Source organism: Vibrio sp. EA2 (assembly GCF_033042495.1).
Classification (GTDB): domain Bacteria; phylum Pseudomonadota; class Gammaproteobacteria; order Enterobacterales; family Vibrionaceae; genus Vibrio.
On record NZ_JAWLID010000009.1, the window covers coordinates 26,470 to 46,679 of the forward strand.

14 protein-coding genes are annotated in these 20,210 nt (G+C 45.8%); 5 read left to right on the forward strand and 9 right to left on the reverse strand.

What is annotated here, in order from left to right; all coding sequences use genetic code 11:
- The first annotated feature begins 165 nt into the window (after positions 1–165).
- The 3 genes from RXX31_RS17105 (at position 166) to RXX31_RS17115 (ending at position 3,581) form a co-directional block, all read left to right on the forward strand.
- Positions 166–1,983 carry an ATP-binding protein gene (locus RXX31_RS17105; RefSeq protein ID WP_317590838.1) on the forward strand — a complete coding sequence of 606 codons (1,818 nt, stop codon included), beginning with the start codon at positions 166–168 and terminating at the stop codon, positions 1,981–1,983.
- A gap of 2 nt (positions 1,984–1,985) precedes the next feature.
- On the forward strand, positions 1,986–3,323 hold the full coding sequence (locus RXX31_RS17110) for a sigma-54 dependent transcriptional regulator (protein WP_317590840.1): 1,338 nt from the start codon (positions 1,986–1,988) through the stop codon (positions 3,321–3,323).
- Positions 3,324–3,398: 75 nt separating this feature from the next.
- Entirely contained in the window at positions 3,399–3,581 is a 183-nt protein-coding gene (locus RXX31_RS17115; RefSeq protein WP_317590842.1) for a hypothetical protein, read from the forward strand.
- A 226-nt stretch (positions 3,582–3,807) separates the two neighbouring features.
- Here RXX31_RS17115 and RXX31_RS17120 read toward each other — a convergent pair whose 3' ends face one another.
- From RXX31_RS17120 to RXX31_RS17155, 8 genes are all read right to left on the reverse strand, one after another.
- Positions 3,808–5,169: a TRAP transporter large permease gene (locus RXX31_RS17120; RefSeq protein WP_317590844.1), complete on the reverse strand. Its 1,362-nt coding sequence runs from the start codon at positions 5,167–5,169 to the stop codon at positions 3,808–3,810.
- Positions 5,170–5,172: 3 nt separating this feature from the next.
- Complete coding sequence (locus tag RXX31_RS17125) at positions 5,173–5,862, reverse strand: TRAP transporter small permease (RefSeq protein ID WP_317590846.1); 690 nt, start codon at positions 5,860–5,862, stop codon at positions 5,173–5,175.
- Positions 5,863–5,931: 69 nt separating this feature from the next.
- The gene (locus RXX31_RS17130) at positions 5,932–6,930 is read right to left on the reverse strand and encodes a TRAP transporter substrate-binding protein (protein WP_317590847.1); all 999 of its coding nucleotides are present in this window, start codon (positions 6,928–6,930) and stop codon (positions 5,932–5,934) included.
- 323 nt (positions 6,931–7,253) lie between these two features.
- On the reverse strand, positions 7,254–8,723 hold the full coding sequence (locus tag RXX31_RS17135) for a protein adenylyltransferase SelO (protein WP_317590849.1): 1,470 nt from the start codon (positions 8,721–8,723) through the stop codon (positions 7,254–7,256).
- A gap of 159 nt (positions 8,724–8,882) precedes the next feature.
- Entirely contained in the window at positions 8,883–11,876 is a 2,994-nt protein-coding gene (locus tag RXX31_RS17140; RefSeq protein ID WP_317590850.1) for a M6 family metalloprotease domain-containing protein, read from the reverse strand.
- 269 nt (positions 11,877–12,145) lie between these two features.
- The gene (locus RXX31_RS17145; protein ID WP_317590851.1) at positions 12,146–13,513 is read right to left on the reverse strand and encodes a TrkH family potassium uptake protein; all 1,368 of its coding nucleotides are present in this window, start codon (positions 13,511–13,513) and stop codon (positions 12,146–12,148) included.
- The gene (locus RXX31_RS17150; protein WP_317590852.1) at positions 13,510–14,172 is read right to left on the reverse strand and encodes a TrkA family potassium uptake protein; all 663 of its coding nucleotides are present in this window, start codon (positions 14,170–14,172) and stop codon (positions 13,510–13,512) included. Before RXX31_RS17150 ends, RXX31_RS17145 begins: the two co-directional genes overlap by 4 nt.
- Positions 14,173–14,416: 244 nt before the next feature.
- Positions 14,417–15,646 (reverse strand): DEAD/DEAH box helicase, encoded by a 1,230-nt coding sequence (locus RXX31_RS17155; protein WP_317590853.1) that lies wholly within the window; start codon positions 15,644–15,646, stop codon positions 14,417–14,419.
- A 194-nt stretch (positions 15,647–15,840) separates the two neighbouring features.
- Between RXX31_RS17155 and RXX31_RS17160 the strand changes: the two genes are divergently transcribed.
- Positions 15,841–17,154 (forward strand): hemolysin family protein, encoded by a 1,314-nt coding sequence (locus RXX31_RS17160; protein WP_317590854.1) that lies wholly within the window; start codon positions 15,841–15,843, stop codon positions 17,152–17,154.
- Positions 17,155–17,401: 247 nt separating this feature from the next.
- Here the strand turns inward: RXX31_RS17160 and RXX31_RS17165 are convergent, their stop codons facing one another.
- On the reverse strand, positions 17,402–19,363 hold the full coding sequence (locus RXX31_RS17165) for a TonB-dependent receptor plug domain-containing protein (RefSeq protein WP_317590855.1): 1,962 nt from the start codon (positions 19,361–19,363) through the stop codon (positions 17,402–17,404).
- Between the two features lie 199 nt (positions 19,364–19,562).
- Between RXX31_RS17165 and RXX31_RS17170 the strand changes: the two genes are divergently transcribed.
- Complete coding sequence (locus RXX31_RS17170) at positions 19,563–20,210, forward strand: 4'-phosphopantetheinyl transferase (RefSeq protein ID WP_317590857.1); 648 nt, start codon at positions 19,563–19,565, stop codon at positions 20,208–20,210.

Consider the following 20,210-nt stretch of genomic DNA (forward strand, 5'->3'; position numbering starts at 1 on the left):
ATAGCGACTTTTTCAAGGGGATCGACCGCTTTTTTTATTGAAAAGCGTAAAAAGAGATCTCGCTCTTGTTTTACTCCACAGAGTTGGTAAGTAAATCCCCAATCTAATCTACAAACCATTAACATTTCTTAATTACTAGCAAGTTGCAAAGTCAGGAACTAAGGGATGTCACAACGAAACCGTATTCTACTGATTTTTTTCACCTTATATTTCCTGTGCGCGATTGTTGGTGGCCAATGGGTGTGGAAAAACAGCTATCAATCACTACTGGATAAACATCAGTCTCAGCTTGACCAGTTTTCCAGCCATATTAAGAACAAACTCGACAAGTACGCGCATATCCCTACCCTGCTGGCAAAAGATGCGCCACTGTTTGAGGCATTACTGCATCCGCAGAATAGTGCACAGCTTGAAGTAACGAATCGCTACTTGGAATCAGTGAATCGAGTTATCGCAGCCTCCGATACTTACCTTATAGACCAATGGGGCACCACGATTGCCGCCAGTAATTGGCGTAAACAGCGCTCGTTTATTGGCCGTAATTTCGCATTCCGCCCCTATTTCAAACAAGCCATTCAGGGAGAACAAAGCCAATACTACGCGCTGGGTTCAACGTCGGGTAAACGTGGTTACTATTACTCTTCGCCGATTGTTTACGCAGGTGGCGTGATTGGGGTTGTGGTCGTAAAGATGGATTTGAGTAAAATCGAGGACAACTGGCAGCAACCTGATAGTGTATTCGTCGCCAGTGACCCACATGGCATTGTGTTTATGAGCAGTCGAAATGATTGGTTGCTTAAAAGTTTACAGCCACTGAGTGACGCCGAGAAGAAACAAGTTTGGGCTAGCCGGCAATATCTTGAGACTCAACTTCGTGATTTAAATTTCGTCGGCAATGTGAATCTACCTATTAGCGAATTAAAACAAGGCTACCCATACAATAAAGGCACCCTGGTGGTTTCTTCTCTCGCTCTTCCTGAGATCAAGCTAACCATGAGGGTATTGTCGCCCAAACAATCTATCGTTTGGATAACCTTGGGTTACCTGCTGGTTCTTACTCTTGTTTTTACCATTTTATTCCTTATCGGCCAGCTGATTTATCACCGTCAACAGCGCCATTTACAACTCGAACAGATTCAGCAAGAAGCGAATCAAAAACTAGAGTATCAAGTGATGGCTCGGACTGCAGAATTGCAGGCTGAGATCGCCCAGCGAACAGAAACTGAGCAAGCTTTACGTGTCACTCAGGATGAGTTGGTTCAGGCGGCTAAACTCGCCGTCCTTGGTCAAATGTCCGCAAGTATTAGCCATGAACTGAATAATCCACTGGCGGCCATTCGCAGTTTTGCTGAAAACGGTAAGCTATTCTTACAAAAAGAAAAATTTGATAGGGTCGAAGATAATTTAAGCCGTATCTCAGCCCTCACCGATCGCATGGCCAATATCAGCCAACAATTGCGTTCCTTCGCCAAGAAAACCAGTGGCAATGAGCTGATGAAAACACGACTATTACCCGTCGTCGCCTCAGCGAAGGAATTGATGAAGCCCGCTTTTAAATCAGCTCGGGTTAACTTATCGACCGAGCTAATGACGCAGGATGCTGAGGTCTTAATCAACACGATTCAACTGGAACAAGTACTGGTTAACCTGCTAACTAACGCGATTGAAGCGGTGAAAGATCAAGAAGATAAACAGGTTAGCCTCTCTGTAGAGCATGACCAGCGTGGTAATAATATCTTGGTTCATATCGACGATAATGGTCCCGGTATCGGAGAACGCTCGCTCACTGAACTTTGTGAGCCCTTTTTGACCACCAAGAAAAATGGTTTGGGTCTGGGTCTGTCCATATCACAGCAAATATTGAGTGGCATGAATGGTTATTTAAGTGCGCATAACCAAGCACAAGGCGGCGCTCGATTCTCAGTCTGTTTGCCTGTTGTTTCAGCACTCGCCGAAAAAGTCGAACACGGTTCAGAGGAATAATTATGTGTCAGGTGTTTTTTATTGATGATGAAGCCGATTTGAGGCTGGCCATTGAGCAGACGTTCGAATTAGCCGATATCAACGCGCAATTTTTCCCCGATGCAGAATCCGCTCTGCTCGCGATGAAAAACGGTGATGAACCGGGTGTTGTCATTACTGATATTTGTTTACCCGGCATATCAGGAATCAATTTACTCAATACTCTGGTGCAAAGAGACAGCAACCTGCCGGTGATCATGATTACTGGTCACGGCGACATTTCAATGGCGGTTAACGCATTACATCAGGGGGCCTATGACTTTATCGAAAAACCGTTCTCACCAGAACAGCTCGTTGAAACGGTAAAGCGAGCCATCGAAAAACGCCAGCTTACGACTGAAAACGAGAAACTACGCCAATCACTTAAAGCCAGTCAGGCACTTGGCCCACGAATTATCGGCGAAACCGCGAGCATCCAGATGCTGCGTGATACTATCTCCCACATTGCCGATACCGATGCTGATATTTTGTTGTTCGGAGAGACAGGCACAGGTAAAGAGCTCATCGCGCGTTCATTACACGAACAAAGCCTACGCAGAAACCATAATTTTGTCGCGGTAAACTGTGGCGCGGTACCAGAAAACCTGATCGAAAGTGAACTCTACGGGCATGAAAAAGGCGCATTCACTGGCGCAGAAAGCCGTCGGATTGGTAAATTTGAATTCGCTCAAGGCGGGACATTATTTCTGGATGAGATAGAGTCCATGCCCATTCAGGCACAGATTCGTCTGCTCCGCGTTCTTCAGGAGCGTGTTATTGAGCGAGTCGGTTCAAACGAACTCCTTCCCCTCGATATTCGCGTGATAGCGGCCACCAAAGTGGATTTAAAACGTGCCGCCGAAGAAGGAACATTTCGCCAGGATCTCTACTACCGGCTGAATGTCGTTACACTGGACTTACCCCCTCTGCGGATGCGCAAAGAGGACATCCCCGCATTGTTCCATCACTTTTTGCTGGTCGCTGCTTCGCGATACGGAAAAAGCTCCCCGAGCTTATCCTCTCAAGATCTGGCAACGTTGATGTCGCATGACTGGCCGGGCAATGTGCGAGAGCTGAGAAATGCAGCGGAACGTTTTGTGCTGCTTGGAAAACTGATTCAGCTCGGAGATGCTAGCCCGACACAGATGCCTTCCTCGAGCTTGGCAGAACAAGTGGCAGAATTTGAGAAAGCAGCAATCGAACGCGCACTACTCGAGCACAATGGCAGTATCAAACAAACCATGACCCAATTAAATGTGCCTCGAAAAACCTTGTACGACAAAATGCAACGCTATCAGATTGATAAAGATCTATATAAATAAAACCCGAAATCACATTTGTTGCTTTACTCAACCTGTCTCATACTATTGATAGTTGCATGGTTGGTAGCGCTCAGCATGAATGAGAAAACGAAAATACCCGTGATTAGGGAAACGGTCGTTGTCGACGGACATTATCAGGAAGAAAGGCGTTCTGGAGAGGATCGCAGGAAGAACAAACAAAAGTGTCATGGCTACGAGCGAAGAATAAACGCTCAGCCCAGAAGACATGACCACAAATCCATAGACGAAGAGGTGTGACATGTCACACCTCTTTTTTGTCTTCGTAAGTTTGAATGAGGTTATACCAATCTGAAAAATTAACTGTTCAGAGAACAGGGTTCGATAAACAAACTCTATTTGCCATGGATGGCAAATCGAAGCCCCATGGATGCGTTCTTATAAACATACGGTGCGTGTTTGTGTTCGATACCTGTCTTCTGGTTCTCTATAAATAAGTATCACCACTTTCTTACTTAGGTGGGTATTACTTGGTAATTATTTCCGGTCCCATCAGCATCGTTGGCAACCAGGTTGAAACCCATGGAATGTAAGTAACGATAATCAGGAACAAGAACATTACCGCCACCCAAGGTAGTGCTGCTTTCACTACACTCATCATCGACATCTTCGCTACCCCGGCGGTAACAAAGAGGTTTAGCCCGACTGGCGGCGTGATCATCCCAATCTCCATGTTCACCACCATCATGATACCCAAGTGGATTGGGTCAATGCCTAAAGCAATAGCGATCGGAAATACTAATGGCGCGACAATGATCAGCAAACCAGACGGTTCCATAAACTGACCACCAATCAAAAGTAGTATGTTCACCACGATCAAGAATGTGATTGGCCCCAAGCCTGCGGAAAGCATCGACTCGGTGATCATCTGAGGGATACGTTCTTCGGTCAGTACATGCTTTAAGATCAACGCATTCGCAATGATAAACAACAGCATGATCGTCAGTTTGCCAGCTTCAAACAAGGTTTGTTTTGTGTCTTGGTGCACAAAGCTTTGAAGTGCTTTCACTATGGCTGGTTTGGTATTCTGCTTATCCGCAAATGGCCCCATGTCTTTGTAAACAAAGTTAGCGATGAAGAAGGCGTATACCGCTGCCACTGCCGCAGCCTCTGTCGGAGTAAAAATACCGCCGTAGATACCTCCGAGAATGATCACAACCAGCATCAATCCCCAAACCGCGTCCTTAGCCGCCGCAATGGCTTCCTTCCAGCCAACAAACGGTTGTTTCGGTAAGTTCTTAACTCGGGCTGCAATATAGATTGCAATCATCAGCATTACACCAGCTAATAAGCCCGGAATGACGCCACCTAAGAACATACGACCAACAGATACGTCTGTCGCTGCTGCATACACAACCATTACGATTGAAGGTGGAATTAAGATACCAAGTGTACCCGCATTACAAATAACACCTGCAGCAAAATCTTTGGAGTAACCGTTTTTGATCATACCAGCGATAACGATACTACCAATCGCAACGACCGTTGCCGGTGAGGATCCTGACAGCGCGGCAAACATCATACATGCCACAACAGAAGCCATAGCAAGTCCGCCACGGAACCAGCCGACCATTGCAATCGCAAAACGAATAATGCGCTTTGCTACACCGCCAGTAGACATAAAACTGGATGCGAGGATGAAAAACGGGATAGCAAGTAATGTGTAGTGTCCTTCAAACGCATTAAAAAGCGTTTGTGCCACCGATGCTAACGAAGCATCTGAATGCCACATCAAAAACAAAATACTGGATAAACCCAGTGATACAGCGATTGGCACGCCCAAAAGCATGAAACCAATCACCATCAAGAATAGCCATAAAATATCCATGGGTTAGCGCTCCTTGTTGTTATTGTTATCTTGGCTTTTGTCTTTGCCTTGCATGGGTTCCATTGCATCACCCGCATCTTTAAGCTCTTCTTTAAGTGCTTCTAGCTCTTCTTCACCCTCATGGCTGGAAATGAGGCGGTCAAGCTTACCAGTGAGTATCTGGTATGCTGCCTGGGCAAAACGAAACGTCAGCAAAGCCATACCAATTGGCAGCGCCATATAAGGGATAAATCGAGGCAGCTTCTCGTAGCGCTCTCCTTCATTGAGCCAGTCAGCCATAAACTGCAACATCTCTGGCATCGGAATATCATCCGTCTCGTACCATGCTCGCTCTGTGGCAAACGGGTACCAGTAATTCCATGAACCAATGAGAAGTAGAATTGAAAATGTCAAACAACATGACACGGCAAGCAAAGCACAACCTTTTCTAAACTTTTCAGGTAACAAGTTAATCACCACGTCAACGCCGATGTGAAAATGCTTTTTCACGCCGTATGAAGCACCTACGAGAACCATCCAGGCGAAAAGAAAAACGGTCACTTCAAGCGCCCAAAGAATATTGTCATTGAATAAGTAACGCATCACGACGTTGACAAATGTCAGCATCGTCATCGCTCCGAGGAAGAAGGCAATTAAGGTTTCTTCAACCTTGTCGGTAAACTGACCGACTTTGGAAAAAAATGAGTGTTCCATAACGGTACATCGCTCGAATCAGGTAAGTTTGGCTCCCGACGAACGGGAGCCGATTATCATTATGTTCAGTTATTTTTGGTTAGCCGCTAACGCCGCTTCAATTAACTCTGAACCAATGTCTTTTTCAAACTTGTTCCAAACTGGTTTAAGCGCGGTTACCCACTCTTCACGCTGCTCTGGGGTTAGCTCGCGAACCACACCACCCGCTTCGATAACGTACTGTTTGTTTTGCTGCTCTACGCGGTTTGACTCCGCATTACGGGTTTGAGTGACTTCTTTAAGAATGGTCGCAAACTGGTCACGTACGTCGTCTGGAAGTCCGTCCCACCATTTGGTAGAAGTAACCACTAGGTAATCCAAAATTCCGTGGTTGGTTTCAGTCGTACCATCCTGAACTTCGAAGAACTTTTTACCGTAAATATTCGACCAGGTATTTTCCTGTCCATCGATAACTTTGGTTTGCAAGCCACCGTACACTTCGGCAAAGGACATTTTTTGTGGGTTAGCACCCAATTGCTCAAACTGTGCAACCAGTACATCGGAAGCCTGTACCCGGAATTTAAGTCCCTTAGCATCTTCAGGGTGAACCAGCGGTCTATTGGCTGAAATTTGCTTCATACCATTGTGCCAGAACTCTAATCCTCTGATACCACGTCGGTTCATCGCATTCTTAAGCTTTTCACCCGCCTCAGAGTTTTGGAAGCGGTCAACAGCGTCTACGTCATCAAAAAGGAAAGGAAGGTCGAACAAACGGAATTTTTTGGTGAACTTTTCAAACTTAGACAGTGAAGGTGCCGCCAGTTGTACGTCCCCATTCAACATAGCCTCAAGAACTTTGTCGTCATCGTAAAGCGTCGAGTTAGGAAACACTTGCATACACGCTTTACCGTTCATCTCTTCATTGACACGTTTTTCAAGTAACGAGGCAGCGATCCCTTTAGGGTGCTTATCGGTGTTGGTTACGTGACTGAACTTAATGACCATTTCACCTGGGTCACAGTTAGCGGCAGCGTTGAAACTGGTAACAGCAAGAATTGAGGCAGTTAGTAGGGTAACAGGCTTAAACATTATTATTCTCCTTAATAAATGAACAACCCCATCACTGGGTGTTGATGCATTTAATGGAGCAATTAACGCACCACATTTGCGATTGTTATTTTCACCCTATTAATCAATAAGTTGAAATCACACCTTCTCCTTCCTATCCATCTGGATCACAAAATAAATTTCAAAATGGGTGAAGTTCACCCATCCCAATTCGGTAAGTGGGTGGGTTTAGACACATTCTTGAATCAGCAAATAAAAATGGCAGCCGCTTGGCTGCCATTGAGACTCGAGGAAAACAGAGTGATGAGCTCTGAACTTGTTAACGAAGCTCTTTAATAAATTCGTTAAGAAGAACAGCTTATTTCCATCTTTTTTCCCCACTCTGGCGGCAATTTTGCGTACTCTTCAAACTCCGGCTGAGAATCGTAAGGGTGGCGCAGTAGCGCGGCCAACCGATTGACTTCACTGAAATCGCCTTCTTCGGCTTTATCTATTGCTAGTTGGGCCAAGTAGTTACGAAGAATGTACTTCGGATTCGCACGACGCATTTGTTCACAACGCTGTTCTGTGGTGACTGGTCTGCCTAGCTCATCGACTTCTAACTCGCATCGTGCCAGATAAAGATCCAACCACGCTTGAGCCGCTTCACGATCAATAAACAAATCAATCACATCTTGAGGCGACTTTTTGTCTAAGTTAGATAGCGTTCTAAAAAAGCGCGTGTAGTCTGTTTTGTTTTGATTGAGTAACTCAAACATAGATTCAAACAAGCGCGAGTCTTCATCGATTCTGGTTTTTAAGCCGAGCTTGTTGCGCATTAACAGACTGAATTGCTGACTTAAACGCACCTCAAACTGACTCAATGCAGACTCTAAATCTGCACGATCCACCAGCGGAGATAACGAGTGCGCCAGTGCCGAAAGGTTCCATAAAGCGACGCGCGGCTGCTGGTCAAACGCATAACGCCCCTGATAGTCGGAATGATTACAGATATAGCCAGGATCGTAGTCATCCAAAAATCCAAATGGCCCATAATCGAAAGTTTGACCAAGGATAGACATGTTGTCGGTGTTCATCACCCCGTGAGCAAAGCCAAAAGCTTGCCATTTCGCAATCATGTCCGCCGTTTTCTCCACAATATTGGCAAACATCGCAGCGTATGGTTTTTCGGCTTGAGCACATTCAGGCAAGTGCCACTCGATGACCTTATCCGCCAATAGCTTCTGCTCTGCCAGTTGATTGGTGTAAAAGAAGTGCTCAAAGTGACCGAATCGAATATGAGTTTCCGCCATACGAATTAACATCGCGCCGTTTTCGGTTTTTTCACGGTAAACCGGCGTATCGCTGACCATCATACCCAGCGCACGGGTTGTCGGTATTCCGAGCCCTTGCATGGCTTCACTGCACAAATATTCACGAATCGTCGAACGCAGCACTGCTCTGCCATCACCCATGCGCGAATATGGAGTAAGACCTGCGCCTTTGAGGTGGATATCAAACCACGTGCCATCCTGTCGTTGGATTTCCGCTAGTAACAATCCACGACCATCACCTAAGTCCGGATTGTATGTTCCGAACTGATGCCCTGCATATTTCATCGCTAATGGACGAAATTCACCAAAGTTTTCTTGGCCAGAAAACACCTCAAGCAACGTTTCATCGGCTATAGGGGGCAAACCAAACTGCTGGGCAAAATCCCCATTCCAAACTACCCATTGGGTATTTATCAATGGCTGTGGTTTTACGAAAGTAAAAAAAGCGGATGGTAGCTCGCTGTAACGATGGGCGAAATTGACCCCTTGCCACACTGACATATCGGGTTCCTTATCTAAAAAGACTAACTACTAACCAGTATACGTCCGATCCCAATCACCATTCAGCCATGAATTCAACGTGGGTATTTACGGCTTCTATCGCTCGAAAACAAATAAGCCACTCGAAGTGAGTGGCTTACGTCTAAAACGAGATTGGTATTAGTGACGACGTTTCCAACCTAACAGCGCAAGTAACATAAGTGACCAGTAACCGACACTTCCGCCGCCACCAGAGCTCTTACCTTTATTACTACTGGCTTCGACAACTTCAACGCTTATTGCACCTTTTGCTGTCGCGCCTGTACCATCAGAAATCACGTACTCCAACGTGACATTATCGGCTGGGCTATCTGGTGCCTGATAAGTCACCTTACCATTTTCAATATACGCAGAACCAATACCTGAAACGTTATCCACACTTTGAACCACAAGGCTGTCGCCGTTCATATCGGTGTCATTCGCCAGTACGTCGATCACAATGCGTTCATTCACCGCTACCGTCACCGCATCAGCTGAGGCAATCGGTGCACTGTTTTGAACTTCAATCTCGACCAAAGCGATAGATAAAGCGGCACTCACATCGGTCACCGTCAGTTGGAATGTGAAAACGTCCCCTGCTTTAGCTCCCTTAGGAATCTCGAAACTGGTAGTCACATCACTTGGATTACTCAAAGATACAGTATCGCCAGCAACCTGCTTCCACTGATAAGTCAAAGCGTCACCATCGGGGTCACTGCTGTTTGCGGCTGACAGCGATACACGGTTCCCGGCTTTCAACTCGGTGCTAATGACATCTGTAACAGCATTTGGGGCAGCATTGAACCCTATTACTTCAATCGAAACATTGACTGTAGAGGAAGCGAGTGAACCATCTGCCGACACCAAGCGGTATTGGAAACTGTCAAATCCGACAAAGTTTTGATCAGGTTGGTACTGATTGTCTGTAATAGTGCCGTGGACAGGCTGTTGAAATACCTCGACCTCAAACTGGTAGCCGGAAGCAACGACGTCGTTAGACATCAAGTTCAGTGACAGTATTGTGTTCTTATCCGTCTGGTAACTATCTGGCCGTGCTTCAACAATCTTGGCGTTTTCGTAGTTCAGCAATGCAGCAAACGGAACCGTTGAGAAGCTAGACTCAAGCAAGCCTTCAGAATACTGCTCACTGCTCTTGCCAACCCACATCTTGGGTTGAGTTGCTTTCTCCATATCCAATAAACGGCTAAAGTTGAAGCTTTCTTCGAATTCACCACCTTCAATTTCAACCACGATAATATGTTGACCAGCACTTAACTGTGTCGCTTGCGGAAATAGAATCCGAGATGACTTCTTGAAATTACCTTGTTGCAGTAGTTCCGCGTTTTGTTGATTCAATACCAAGCTATATTCATGATTACCTTCGTTAGGGAAGCGCCACACGCGAAAGGTCATATCGCGTTGTGGTGAACTTTTCTCAGCATAGAGCTGTAATCCATCCAACTCTGTATCTCGACTTAAATCAAGCAGCACTGCGAGAACATTTTCATCATTTGAGAAGACGAATTCTTGATGGAAGGTGTTTAACCACGCCGATTTATTCGCGTCATTCAGTTTAGTTAGTAAAAAACTACCGCCATTTGCACTGCTAGAAATATCTGAAATCGAAACATCAGTGTCGAACCCTGTGATGACATTCAACCCTGGGTTAGAGAAATCAGAAATCTCGCTGCCGCCATTAGGGTATAAATCACCCTGATCGCTTCGTTCGCCCTTTTCCAATTCACCTCTGCCATCCGCTTGCATCACTTGAACTTGCATATTCCCCAATCCATTGAACTGATTGAGAATGTTGACAGACATGGCAAGTACACCTTCAGCCGCCAAAGCTTGGTCATAATCTTTGAAAGTTCGATTTTCTAAATAAACTCGCGGACCATATTCTTTGAGGTATGGATCAAGGTAGACCAGCTTAACTTCATCATCTGTTAATCTGTGAGGCATGTTACTTTGATGAGCAATCGTTGGTACGACGAAGCCTGCGGCATGCCTGCTCCATGCAGTCATATTGACTGGCGTTTCACCAGGATAAGAATCGCCGGGCTTCATCGCCCATGAGCCTGCACCCATGACGCCCCAAGTACCGATCGATGCCTTACTGTATCGAGCGTAAAGATCAGGCAATCCGAGCATTAGGTGCCCTAATTCATGAACGATAACCCCTAAGGTAGATTGGTGCGTTGCCTGATAGTCAGCAAACAAGCAGTAGTCTTTAATAGTCGTGCCATCGATTTGAACATCGTTATGAAAGTACCTATGAGGCCAGATTGCCGGCTTGTTTAGAACTCCCGTCGAACGGTCACCACCAGCAAACACAAACATGACCGACAACTCTGTCGCATCCACGGTGCCATCCCGATCACGATCGTAACTCGACAAATCTATATATGGGTCAAGCTTGCGATACGCTTCTGCGAACACAAGGTTCATTTTATCTGTACAAAGGCTATCGCTGGTACTGGCATGACAATCTGGATGACGCAGTGGTACAGTCACGTCAATCACACCATCGTTCACCGTGCCGTAGCTTTCAATCGCTGGGATAACCTTATATTTCCCCAAAGAGTTCTTGTCATAGTAGTCAACGACACTTTGCCCGTTTTGATCGAAGACTCGTTGCTCAAAATCATGCTTCATAACCTGATTAGTAAACGAAACCTGGACAACTAAGAGAGGTTGCTGCGTCACTCCAGAGCTACTCATGGCGCTATAGACTATATCTGTATCTGAAGCTGCACGTAATAGGTTCTTACGCGCCATAGGCTCCATGGTTCGTAATGAGGAAAGGTGGGGCTGGATAGATAAATCAGGTCGAGACTTGGAAGATTCGGGCGCTACAGAAGTTTGCGTTTTCTTTATACCTGTAGACACTAATTCTAGGGCGTCTGATTCACGTAAAACTTGCGCAAAAAACCAGTCTCCGTCTCTCTGTATAAGCGCGTTGCCTTGCGTATCTTCAAACCAGTGGAAATCTGCGGTCCCTCTTAAAATCGCTTCGCTTGACGTTCCGTCAGTTAACTTGATTTCATGCCAGATAGGTGACGGTGGTGTGGTTGCCATGCTCTTTCCTGCCAGTAAAGCAGATAACACGGTTAACGCAACTAGGTTGAATTTCAAAATACGACTCCTTCTTCTCAATTCGCTTTCAGCACGCTACATCAACGCCTCTAGTCACAGTTTCCATTGGTGAAGCTTATGCCTGCAAGTTAAGTCCGGCCGTTAATATAGATTTGTCGAATGCATGGTACAGAAAGGTGAAAACGATGGCATAAAGGTTCGATATTTCACAAACAAATTTGCGTGGCAGACCTCGTATTTGATCCAGATGGGAGATCGCTGCTTTTTAAACAGCGATCAAAGCAAGGTTCTGATGTTTCTCTTATAAATCAACCGGTCAATACCGTATCTTCTGGGTATTTAATCAGAGTAGGTTCTGGGCGAGCTAACATATAAGCTAATGTCAATGGACCGATGCGGCCAATGATCATTACTACGATCATGATGTATTTACCCGGCTCAGATAATTCTGCAGTCAGACCCGCGGTTAGGCCTACTGTGGCAAACGCAGATATCGTCTCAAACATGACCTTATCGAACGCAGCGTCCTCCGTGAGCATCAGCAGGAACATTGCGGTTGTCAGGATTGCGCCACTCACTACGATAATCGCGAGCGACTTAGTGACAGTTGGCCAGTTGACCGTGCGTTTAAATATCACGACGTGTTTCTTTTGGCGTAAAAAAGTCCAGGTCGCCAAAAAAGCAATGGTAAAAGTCGACACCTTAATACCGCCACCTGTTGAGGTAGATCCTGCGCCGATAAGCATCAAAATAATCATGATAAGTAAGGCTGGCTGAGAGAACAGTGATAAATCCACACTGTTAAAGCCGGCAGTTCGAGCACTGGCAGATTGAAAGAATGCAGCAAGCCATTGCGCTGACAAAGGTAACGATTCCATCGTATTTGGATTGCTTCGCTCTAACAGCCAAAAAAGTATCGTACCTACCAACAACAATACCGGGGTCGCAATCAACATAATTCGGGTATGAAGGTGCAGAGAGTTAAACCCTTTACGCCAGTTTAACCAGCTGTCCCCGACAACGGTAAAACCTAAACCACCAAAGATAAACAGACCAGCAAGGGTGAATATCACCAAGGGATCATTTACGAACCCGGTCATGCTGTCCGAAAACAGAGCAAAACCCGCGTTATTAAAGGCGGAAATGGAATGGAACAACGCGTAGAACATCCCGGTCTGCCAACCCATTTCCGGTACCCAACGAAAAGAAAGGAGGATAAAGCCTAGCGCCTCTGCCACCAAAGCAAATACCATGATCTTTGTAATCAGATTACGCAGATTGATATGCCTATCCTGACCGAGCGCTTCCTTGGCCAGAGCTTGTTGGCGCAAACTCAAACGCATACCGAACATATATAGCAACACGGCAGATAGCGTCATCTGCCCTAGCCCACCAATTTGCATTAGGCACATCAAGAGGATTTTACCCGCCAATGTAAAATGCTGCCCCGTATCCACGACACCAAGGCCGGTCACACTGATCGCAGACGTTGCGGTAAATAGTGCATCAGTGATCGATAAGCCGCTCACCGAAAAAACAGGCAGAGTGAGTAGTATCGCAGAGGGTAATAACACTCCGAGAAAACTGATTAATATAATCCGAGGTTCGCTGCCCTTCTCTTTCGGTCTTTGACTTTCTGGGACGTAAAAGACGCCTTTTTGGTGAAAATGCATCATAGTGATTTCAGTGTGCGAGCCAATTTTTCTTGCGGACCAACGACAATCATAAGGTCGCCAATCTCTAAGGTCACATCCATACTTGGTGCTTTGGTGATCTCCGGCCCTCTTTTAAAACCGAGAACTTGCACGCCCTCAACCTGACAGAGAGACAGCTCCCCCAGTTTTTTCCCCATCCAACGCGAGCCAATCACAAACTCCGTCATCGCAAGGTCACTGCCTAGTGGATGGAAGTCTAGCACTCTTCTGTCGAGCATTTTACGCGCGACGCGAATCCCCATGTCACGCTCAGGCATGATGACATGATCAGCACCAATCTTTTGCAGAACTCTGGCCTGGAACCGGTCGTTGGCTTTGACCCAAATCGATCTGACCCCGGCTTCTTTCGCAATTAAGGTGGCAAGAATACTGGCATTCACATCGGTGCCAATCGCAATCATCACCATATCGTAATCGTCGAGTTTTAGCTCCGCGACGGTCTCTTCATGAGTGCAGTTTGCTACGATAGCCTGACTGACAAACCCAGCAGCTTCTCTTACTTTATCTTCGTCAATGTCGACGGCTAAAACTTGAGAGCCCGCATCTTGTAGCTCTTTACATACCGCTAAGCCAAACCGACCAAGGCCGATAACAGCGAATTGCTTATCACCTTTTTTCATTTATGCCTCTTTTATGCATTTAGTAGCAACAGAGAAAGTCTGCGCTTATTCCACGGCGTGTGCAAACCAGGCGAAAGAAAATTGACGAAAGCCTTACCAAGCTTACGTCACAAATGTTAAGCGTATGACATGGTTTGATTTTTTCCACCATTCGCATTAACAAATGTGTGTAAATCCCATATGTTAGAAAACAAAAAAGCCGCATCGAAATGCAGCTTCCTAGTAAAAGATGTTTAGCCTACTATCAGTTTCTGGTCTGATTCTTATCAGATTGAGAACGGTTATCCTGAGGCTTACGCTTATTCTTTGGTACGTAATTAAGAATCGAAATCGGCACCGGCTTTCTTGGTGCAAATCCTTCAATTTCTACACGTTCTAGCAGATGACCTAAACGGCTCTCAATCATACATAAGTTTTTGAAGTCGTCCTTTGAGACCAGTGAAATCGCTTCACCTTGCGCGCCCGCACGACCTGTACGTCCAATTCGGTGTACATATTCATCCGCTGGGAAAGGCAAATCGTAATTAATCACTACTGGCAAATTATCAATATCTATGCCTCGAGCCGCAACACCTGTCGCAACTAAGTACTGAATCTCCCCAGCTTTAAACTTCTCGATCAGTTCCTGACGCACACGCTGATTACGTCCGCTGTGGAACGCTTCTGCAACGATGCCACGCTTCTCTAGTTGGCTAACCAGCTTCGCAGCACCATGCTTGGTTTCGATAAAGATCAGAACTTGTGACCAATCGTTCTCTTTTAGCATGTGGCTCAACAAAGACGATTTCATGTCTTTATCGACGGTGGTAATCCACTGCTTAATGTTTGACTTCGAAGCACTGTGTTTGGCAATCGTAATCTCTTCAGGATCGACGATCGCATTCTTGGCTAGATCACGAACTGGGTTAGAAAGCGTGGCGGAAAACAGCAGACTTTGTACATCCTCAGGCATGCAATCGACGATTTTATCTATTGCATCGATGAAGCCCATGTCAAGCATCTTGTCCGCTTCATCTAAAACCAGCATTTCTACTTCATCAAAATGAATCGATCGTTGACCATACAGGTCAATCAAACGACCCGGCGTACTGACAACAATGTCCACACCGTCAATCAATGCTTGCTTCTGCTGCGCATATTCAACCCCACCGAACATAGCCATTGAGCGTAGTGACAGGTTCTTACCATACGCTTCAATACTTTGGTGCACCTGAAGTGCCAGTTCTCGCGTTGGCGTAAGAATAATGGCACGCGCACGTTTTTTACGCTGCGTTTCACCATGACTTAGCTTCTCTAAGATTGGTAATACAAAGCTGGCCGTTTTACCGGTACCCGTTTGCGCTGCGGCGATCAAATTACGCCCACGCAGTACAATCGGAATGGCTTTTTGCTGAATAGAAGTTGGTTTTTCATAACCCAGCGCCGTCACTGCATCAGTGATTGGTGCGCTTAAACCAAGCTTAGAAAATGGCATAGAAACGTCTCAACAGAGGAAATGAGCGCGTAGTGTATCAGTAACCGAGTGATTAATCAGCTTAGCTGTCCTGAGAAGTACTACCCTGTAAATAAAACATAAGCTTAGCAAGAAAACAGGATTTATCCGCCACTTCACATTTACTAATCAGGAATCTCGCTATGCTATTTACGTGTGAATGACTGGAAGGCTGCATGGATATTTTATTACTGGTGGGATTGATCGGTTTAATCACGCTCAATGGCGTCTTCGCGATGTCAGAAATTGCGCTGGTCGCTGCAAAAACAAGCCGCCTGAAAATGATGGCTGAAAACAGCAAGCGCGCAGCATTGGCGTTAGAACTCAAAGATAATCCGACACAGTTTTTATCAACGATTCAAATCGGAATCACCGTCATTGGCCTGTTAAGCGGCATCTTTGGCGAAGCCACGCTTTCGGTTCCTTTTGGGCAATGGTTAGTCAGCCAAGGGATAGAAAAAGAGATTGCCAACGTTGTCTCCACGTTCAGTGTGGTTTTGTTAATCACATACTTCGCCATTGTGGTCGGCGAATTGGTACCAAAGCGTATTGCGCAAAATAATGCAGAGATGATTGCTATCAATGTGGCTTACCCAATTCACTGGTTAGCTAAATTAACTCGACCATTTGTTTTTCTATTGACCTTTACCACCGATACTTCGCTTAGAATATTAGGCCAAAGTGAAAGCAAGAGTGAAGCAGTTACCGAAGAGGATATTGTCGCCGTCGTCAGTGAGGGCTCGGAGTCCGGAGCGATAGAACCCCAAGAACAGTTGATGATCCGCAATCTGCTCCATCTTAATGATCGCCTTGCACTATCATTAATGACACCACGATCTGATATTCACTACCTAGACGCCACACTCCCTATTGATGCTATCCTAAAAAACCTCCGTCAGACCCAACACTCCGTATGGCCAATATGCAAAGGAAGTCTGGATAACATCATTGGTACGATTTCGTCCAAAGTCCTGTTAGATGAATATGACAAGCTTTCCGTTGAGCGAATCAATAAACGCCTGAAACAACCGCGCTTTGTACCCGAGTCGATGAAAGGGCTGCCACTACTCAATTACATGCAACAGACCAGTACTGAGATGGTATTTATCGTCGACGAATATGGTGATGTACAAGGGTTAGTCACGCTCTATGACTTACTCAAATCGATCGCCGGAGAGCTGGGTATGGAACCGCAGCACATTTGGGCAAAACAACAAAAAGACGGTAGTTGGTTGATGGACGCACTCATTCCATTGAATGAACTCAAGAACAAACTCCAACTGAGCAACATCGAAGGGGAAGAGAGTGAAGGTTTTCAGACCTTAAACGGCTTCCTTACTTGGTTAATAGACCGCGTGCCTGCTCAAGGAGAAATCATCGAGTATCAGAACTGGCGATTTGAAGTACTGCTAATGAAAAGTAACCGCATTGTGCAGGTTAAAGCGTCCCAGCAAGAGCCGGCTGAAACACCAGAAAGCACTGATCCGTAGTAAGCCAGAATGGTTAAGCACTCATTTAGATTGGCTTTACTCACCGCTGTCATTCCTGCGAGGTTTAGCGAGACTAGGAATCTAATACCAGCGTGCAGAGAGCCTTCAGGGACAGCCTTAGACACATAGCACTTGGAAAATAGATTCTGAATCACGCTCGTTCCTCTCTGTTCAGAGGTAGCTTGAACATGCCGCTCTCTTTTAAGTGAGCGGCATCACTCCAAACGGAGGTTTGTTTTTATTTAGATTAGAACAGGTAGGTGGCGCTCACGTACGCGCTGCGGCCTTTCTCCGAGTAACCGTAGTAGTCATCTTCGTCATCCAACTCAACGTCGAAAATATTGTTCAGACCCGCTTTCAGGTTCACTTGCTGGAAGTCATAAGAAACGCCCAGACCAACCAATGTGTAACCATCCACTGTTTTATCTTCTCTACTTAGGTTCGTGATCACCTGCTGACCAATGTAGTTGACGCGAGCAAAAGTGGTCAGTGAGTCGAAAACTTGCCAGTTCACATCCAAGTTGGCTAAGTGTTCAGGCGTGTCTGTTAGCTTTTCACCAGAGCTCTTATCCTCTGCATCAGTGTACGTATAGTTGGCTGACAAATTGATGTTCTGAGTAATGTCATACCAAGCTTCCAGCTCTATACCTTTGATTTCTGCTCGACCGATATTTTGGTAAGTGATAATTGGCATGGTGCCATCCATACCTACTGCGGTACTGGTATCTCGCTCGATTTTGTTCTTCAACTTAGAGTAATAGTAGGTCAAGCCCAGCCCCAGCGAGTCTGTCTCGTAAGCCAAGCCCGCTTCATAGCTTTCTGACTCTTCCGGTTTCAAATCATCGTTACCGGTTAACCAGCAGCGGTTACCACAACTGATCACTCGGACTTGGTCACTGCTCTCCATCATACCCGGAGCTCGGAAACCACCTCCCCCACCAGCTTTTGCGACAAATTCATCGGTAAAACTGTAAACCGCATAAGCACGTGGACTAAAGTGACTGCCGTATACTTCATGGAAATCTTCACGGCCCCCTAGTGTCAGAGCCAGTTTATCCAGATCGAACTCACCTTGAGCGAATACCGCACCTTGATGGTAGTCGATTTCACCAGAAGGGATATCACGACTGTTGTTCAGTTCAGATGTACGGAATTCACCACCAAATACCCACTCGTGGCTATCCTGCCATAAACCCGATAGTTTGAAATCGGCGTAATTATTCTGCAACTCTACATCCGCAGTACCATTGGTGTAAGCGGTACTTCCGTCATTCAGATCCATGGTTTCGCCGTAAAGACGTGCTTGAGAGTCAAACCCTGACCAAGTACCTTCATGCGTCAAACCATAGTTCCAACGAGTAGAATCCTGAGTATTGGTCTGGTCTCCAGAACGCGGGTGTACCCACTCAGCTTTGCGCTCATCTTTAGTGTAAGTCACGTCGGCAATCAGCTTTTGCTCGTCTGTCAGTTGCCAGGACATTTCACCAAATATGTTTGTAGTGTCTTTTTTCTCCAGGGCATCGTAATCAGGTGTCGCATCAGTGCGCCATGGGTCACGAGTCGAGCTTTCAACAATGATGCTACCCGCCAGATCTGAAGTTAATTCACCGCTTGCATAGGCATGGCCTTTCCACCCATCACCACCATCACCTTCAAGTAAACTTTCGTACTCAAGCCCAAGTGAGCCAGACACCTTTTCTGTTGGTGTCTTTAAAATCACGTTCACTACACCACCCATTGCTTCTGAGCCATATAGAGAAGAAACCGGGCCACGCACCACTTCAATGCGCTCAATGGCAGTCAAAGGAATTGTCGACAGATCAAAATCGTTACCACGAATCAATGCATCCTGAGAGTTGATGCGACGACCATTAATCAGGATCAGAGTATGCTTAGATTCAAGGCCACGAATACGAATGGTATTTCGGCCGTAAGCAGCACTACTTAACACACTCACACCTGTCGCACTGCGCACCGCTTCCGAGATGTCTTTGACCGGCATCTTTGCGATGTCTTCCGCAGTGATAACCGAAACGGATGCTGGAGCGGTAAGCTTAGAATGTTGAGTTAATGACGCGGTGACGACCACACGTTCCATTTCTGGGGTTTCATTCTCCTCTTGCGCATAAACTTGGCCACTAAAAACCGTTACAACGGCTGCTGCCAACATGGACGGCATAAACGTAGGCTTTCTCACTAAAGTATTCACTGCATATCCTTATATCTATTTTTTGTATGAATTAGTCTCGCCAACTTTAATAAATAACAGTATAAATAGCAATAATTATCAATTGCATTAGCATTTACACTTTAAGGTGAATTGTATTTTGAATTGCAACAGTCTGAAAAGTAATGAGTTAAGTAAAATTTTCGCCCTCGGTTGCTGCCACTTTGCAACGATCACTCCCATGATTCAGTTTGTGAAAGCGACACCAGAGATGTACGCCACAACAGGATTACCTTTGGAAGAAAAGCTCATTCAGAAGTCCGTCAAAAAGCGTCAGGAGGAATTTAGGGCTGGACGTCACGCTGTACGCGCCGCGATAGCAAAACTGCTTCCAAACCAGGCCTTTGTAGACCAGACACCCATCTTGGTAGGATTATCCAGAGAACCTATTTTTCCAGACACAATTAGTGGCAGCATTAGCCATACTGACACACTTTGCCTTGCCGCCTGTGCGCTCAAAAATGATGTGCCAAGTATCGGAATTGATGTTGAAAACAATCAAAAGCTTGGCAGTCAACTTTTGCCTGCCATATATACCCACAATGAGCAGGTTCGGTTGCAGGAATCAGACGTCATCCCAAACATTCTGATATTCAGTATTAAAGAGAGTTTATTTAAGTGCCTGTTTCCATTCGTGCAGGTGTATTTCGACTTTCTTGACGCCGAAATTACGTTGCATCCAGAAACAGCAAACAGCGGACAGTTTCAGTTTGAACTGGTTGGAGATAACCGAAGCCATCTCCAATCCGCTCTGCCAAACCTAGCGTTTCATGGTCACTACTGTTTTACCGAGCAATCCGTATTTTCACTGTGCTTTTTTTGCGCCTAA

What these genes read in the sequence shown, in the direction of transcription:
- RXX31_RS17105 (WP_317590838.1), top strand. Translation starts at nt 166, where the DNA reads ATGTCACAACGAAACCGTATTCTACTGATTTTTTTCACCTTATATTTC.
- RXX31_RS17110 (WP_317590840.1), top strand. Translation starts at nt 1,986, where the DNA reads ATGTGTCAGGTGTTTTTTATTGATGATGAAGCCGATTTGAGGCTGGCC.
- RXX31_RS17115 (WP_317590842.1), top strand. Translation starts at nt 3,399, where the DNA reads ATGAATGAGAAAACGAAAATACCCGTGATTAGGGAAACGGTCGTTGTC.
- RXX31_RS17120 (WP_317590844.1), bottom strand. Translation starts at nt 5,169, where the DNA reads ATGGATATTTTATGGCTATTCTTGATGGTGATTGGTTTCATGCTTTTG.
- RXX31_RS17125 (WP_317590846.1), bottom strand. Translation starts at nt 5,862, where the DNA reads ATGGAACACTCATTTTTTTCCAAAGTCGGTCAGTTTACCGACAAGGTT.
- RXX31_RS17130 (WP_317590847.1), bottom strand. Translation starts at nt 6,930, where the DNA reads ATGTTTAAGCCTGTTACCCTACTAACTGCCTCAATTCTTGCTGTTACC.
- RXX31_RS17135 (WP_317590849.1), bottom strand. Translation starts at nt 8,723, where the DNA reads ATGTCAGTGTGGCAAGGGGTCAATTTCGCCCATCGTTACAGCGAGCTA.
- RXX31_RS17145 (WP_317590851.1), bottom strand. Translation starts at nt 13,513, where the DNA reads ATGATGCATTTTCACCAAAAAGGCGTCTTTTACGTCCCAGAAAGTCAA.
- RXX31_RS17150 (WP_317590852.1), bottom strand. Translation starts at nt 14,172, where the DNA reads ATGAAAAAAGGTGATAAGCAATTCGCTGTTATCGGCCTTGGTCGGTTT.
- RXX31_RS17155 (WP_317590853.1), bottom strand. Translation starts at nt 15,646, where the DNA reads ATGCCATTTTCTAAGCTTGGTTTAAGCGCACCAATCACTGATGCAGTG.
- RXX31_RS17160 (WP_317590854.1), top strand. Translation starts at nt 15,841, where the DNA reads ATGGATATTTTATTACTGGTGGGATTGATCGGTTTAATCACGCTCAAT.
- RXX31_RS17170 (WP_317590857.1), top strand. Translation starts at nt 19,563, where the DNA reads ATGATTCAGTTTGTGAAAGCGACACCAGAGATGTACGCCACAACAGGA.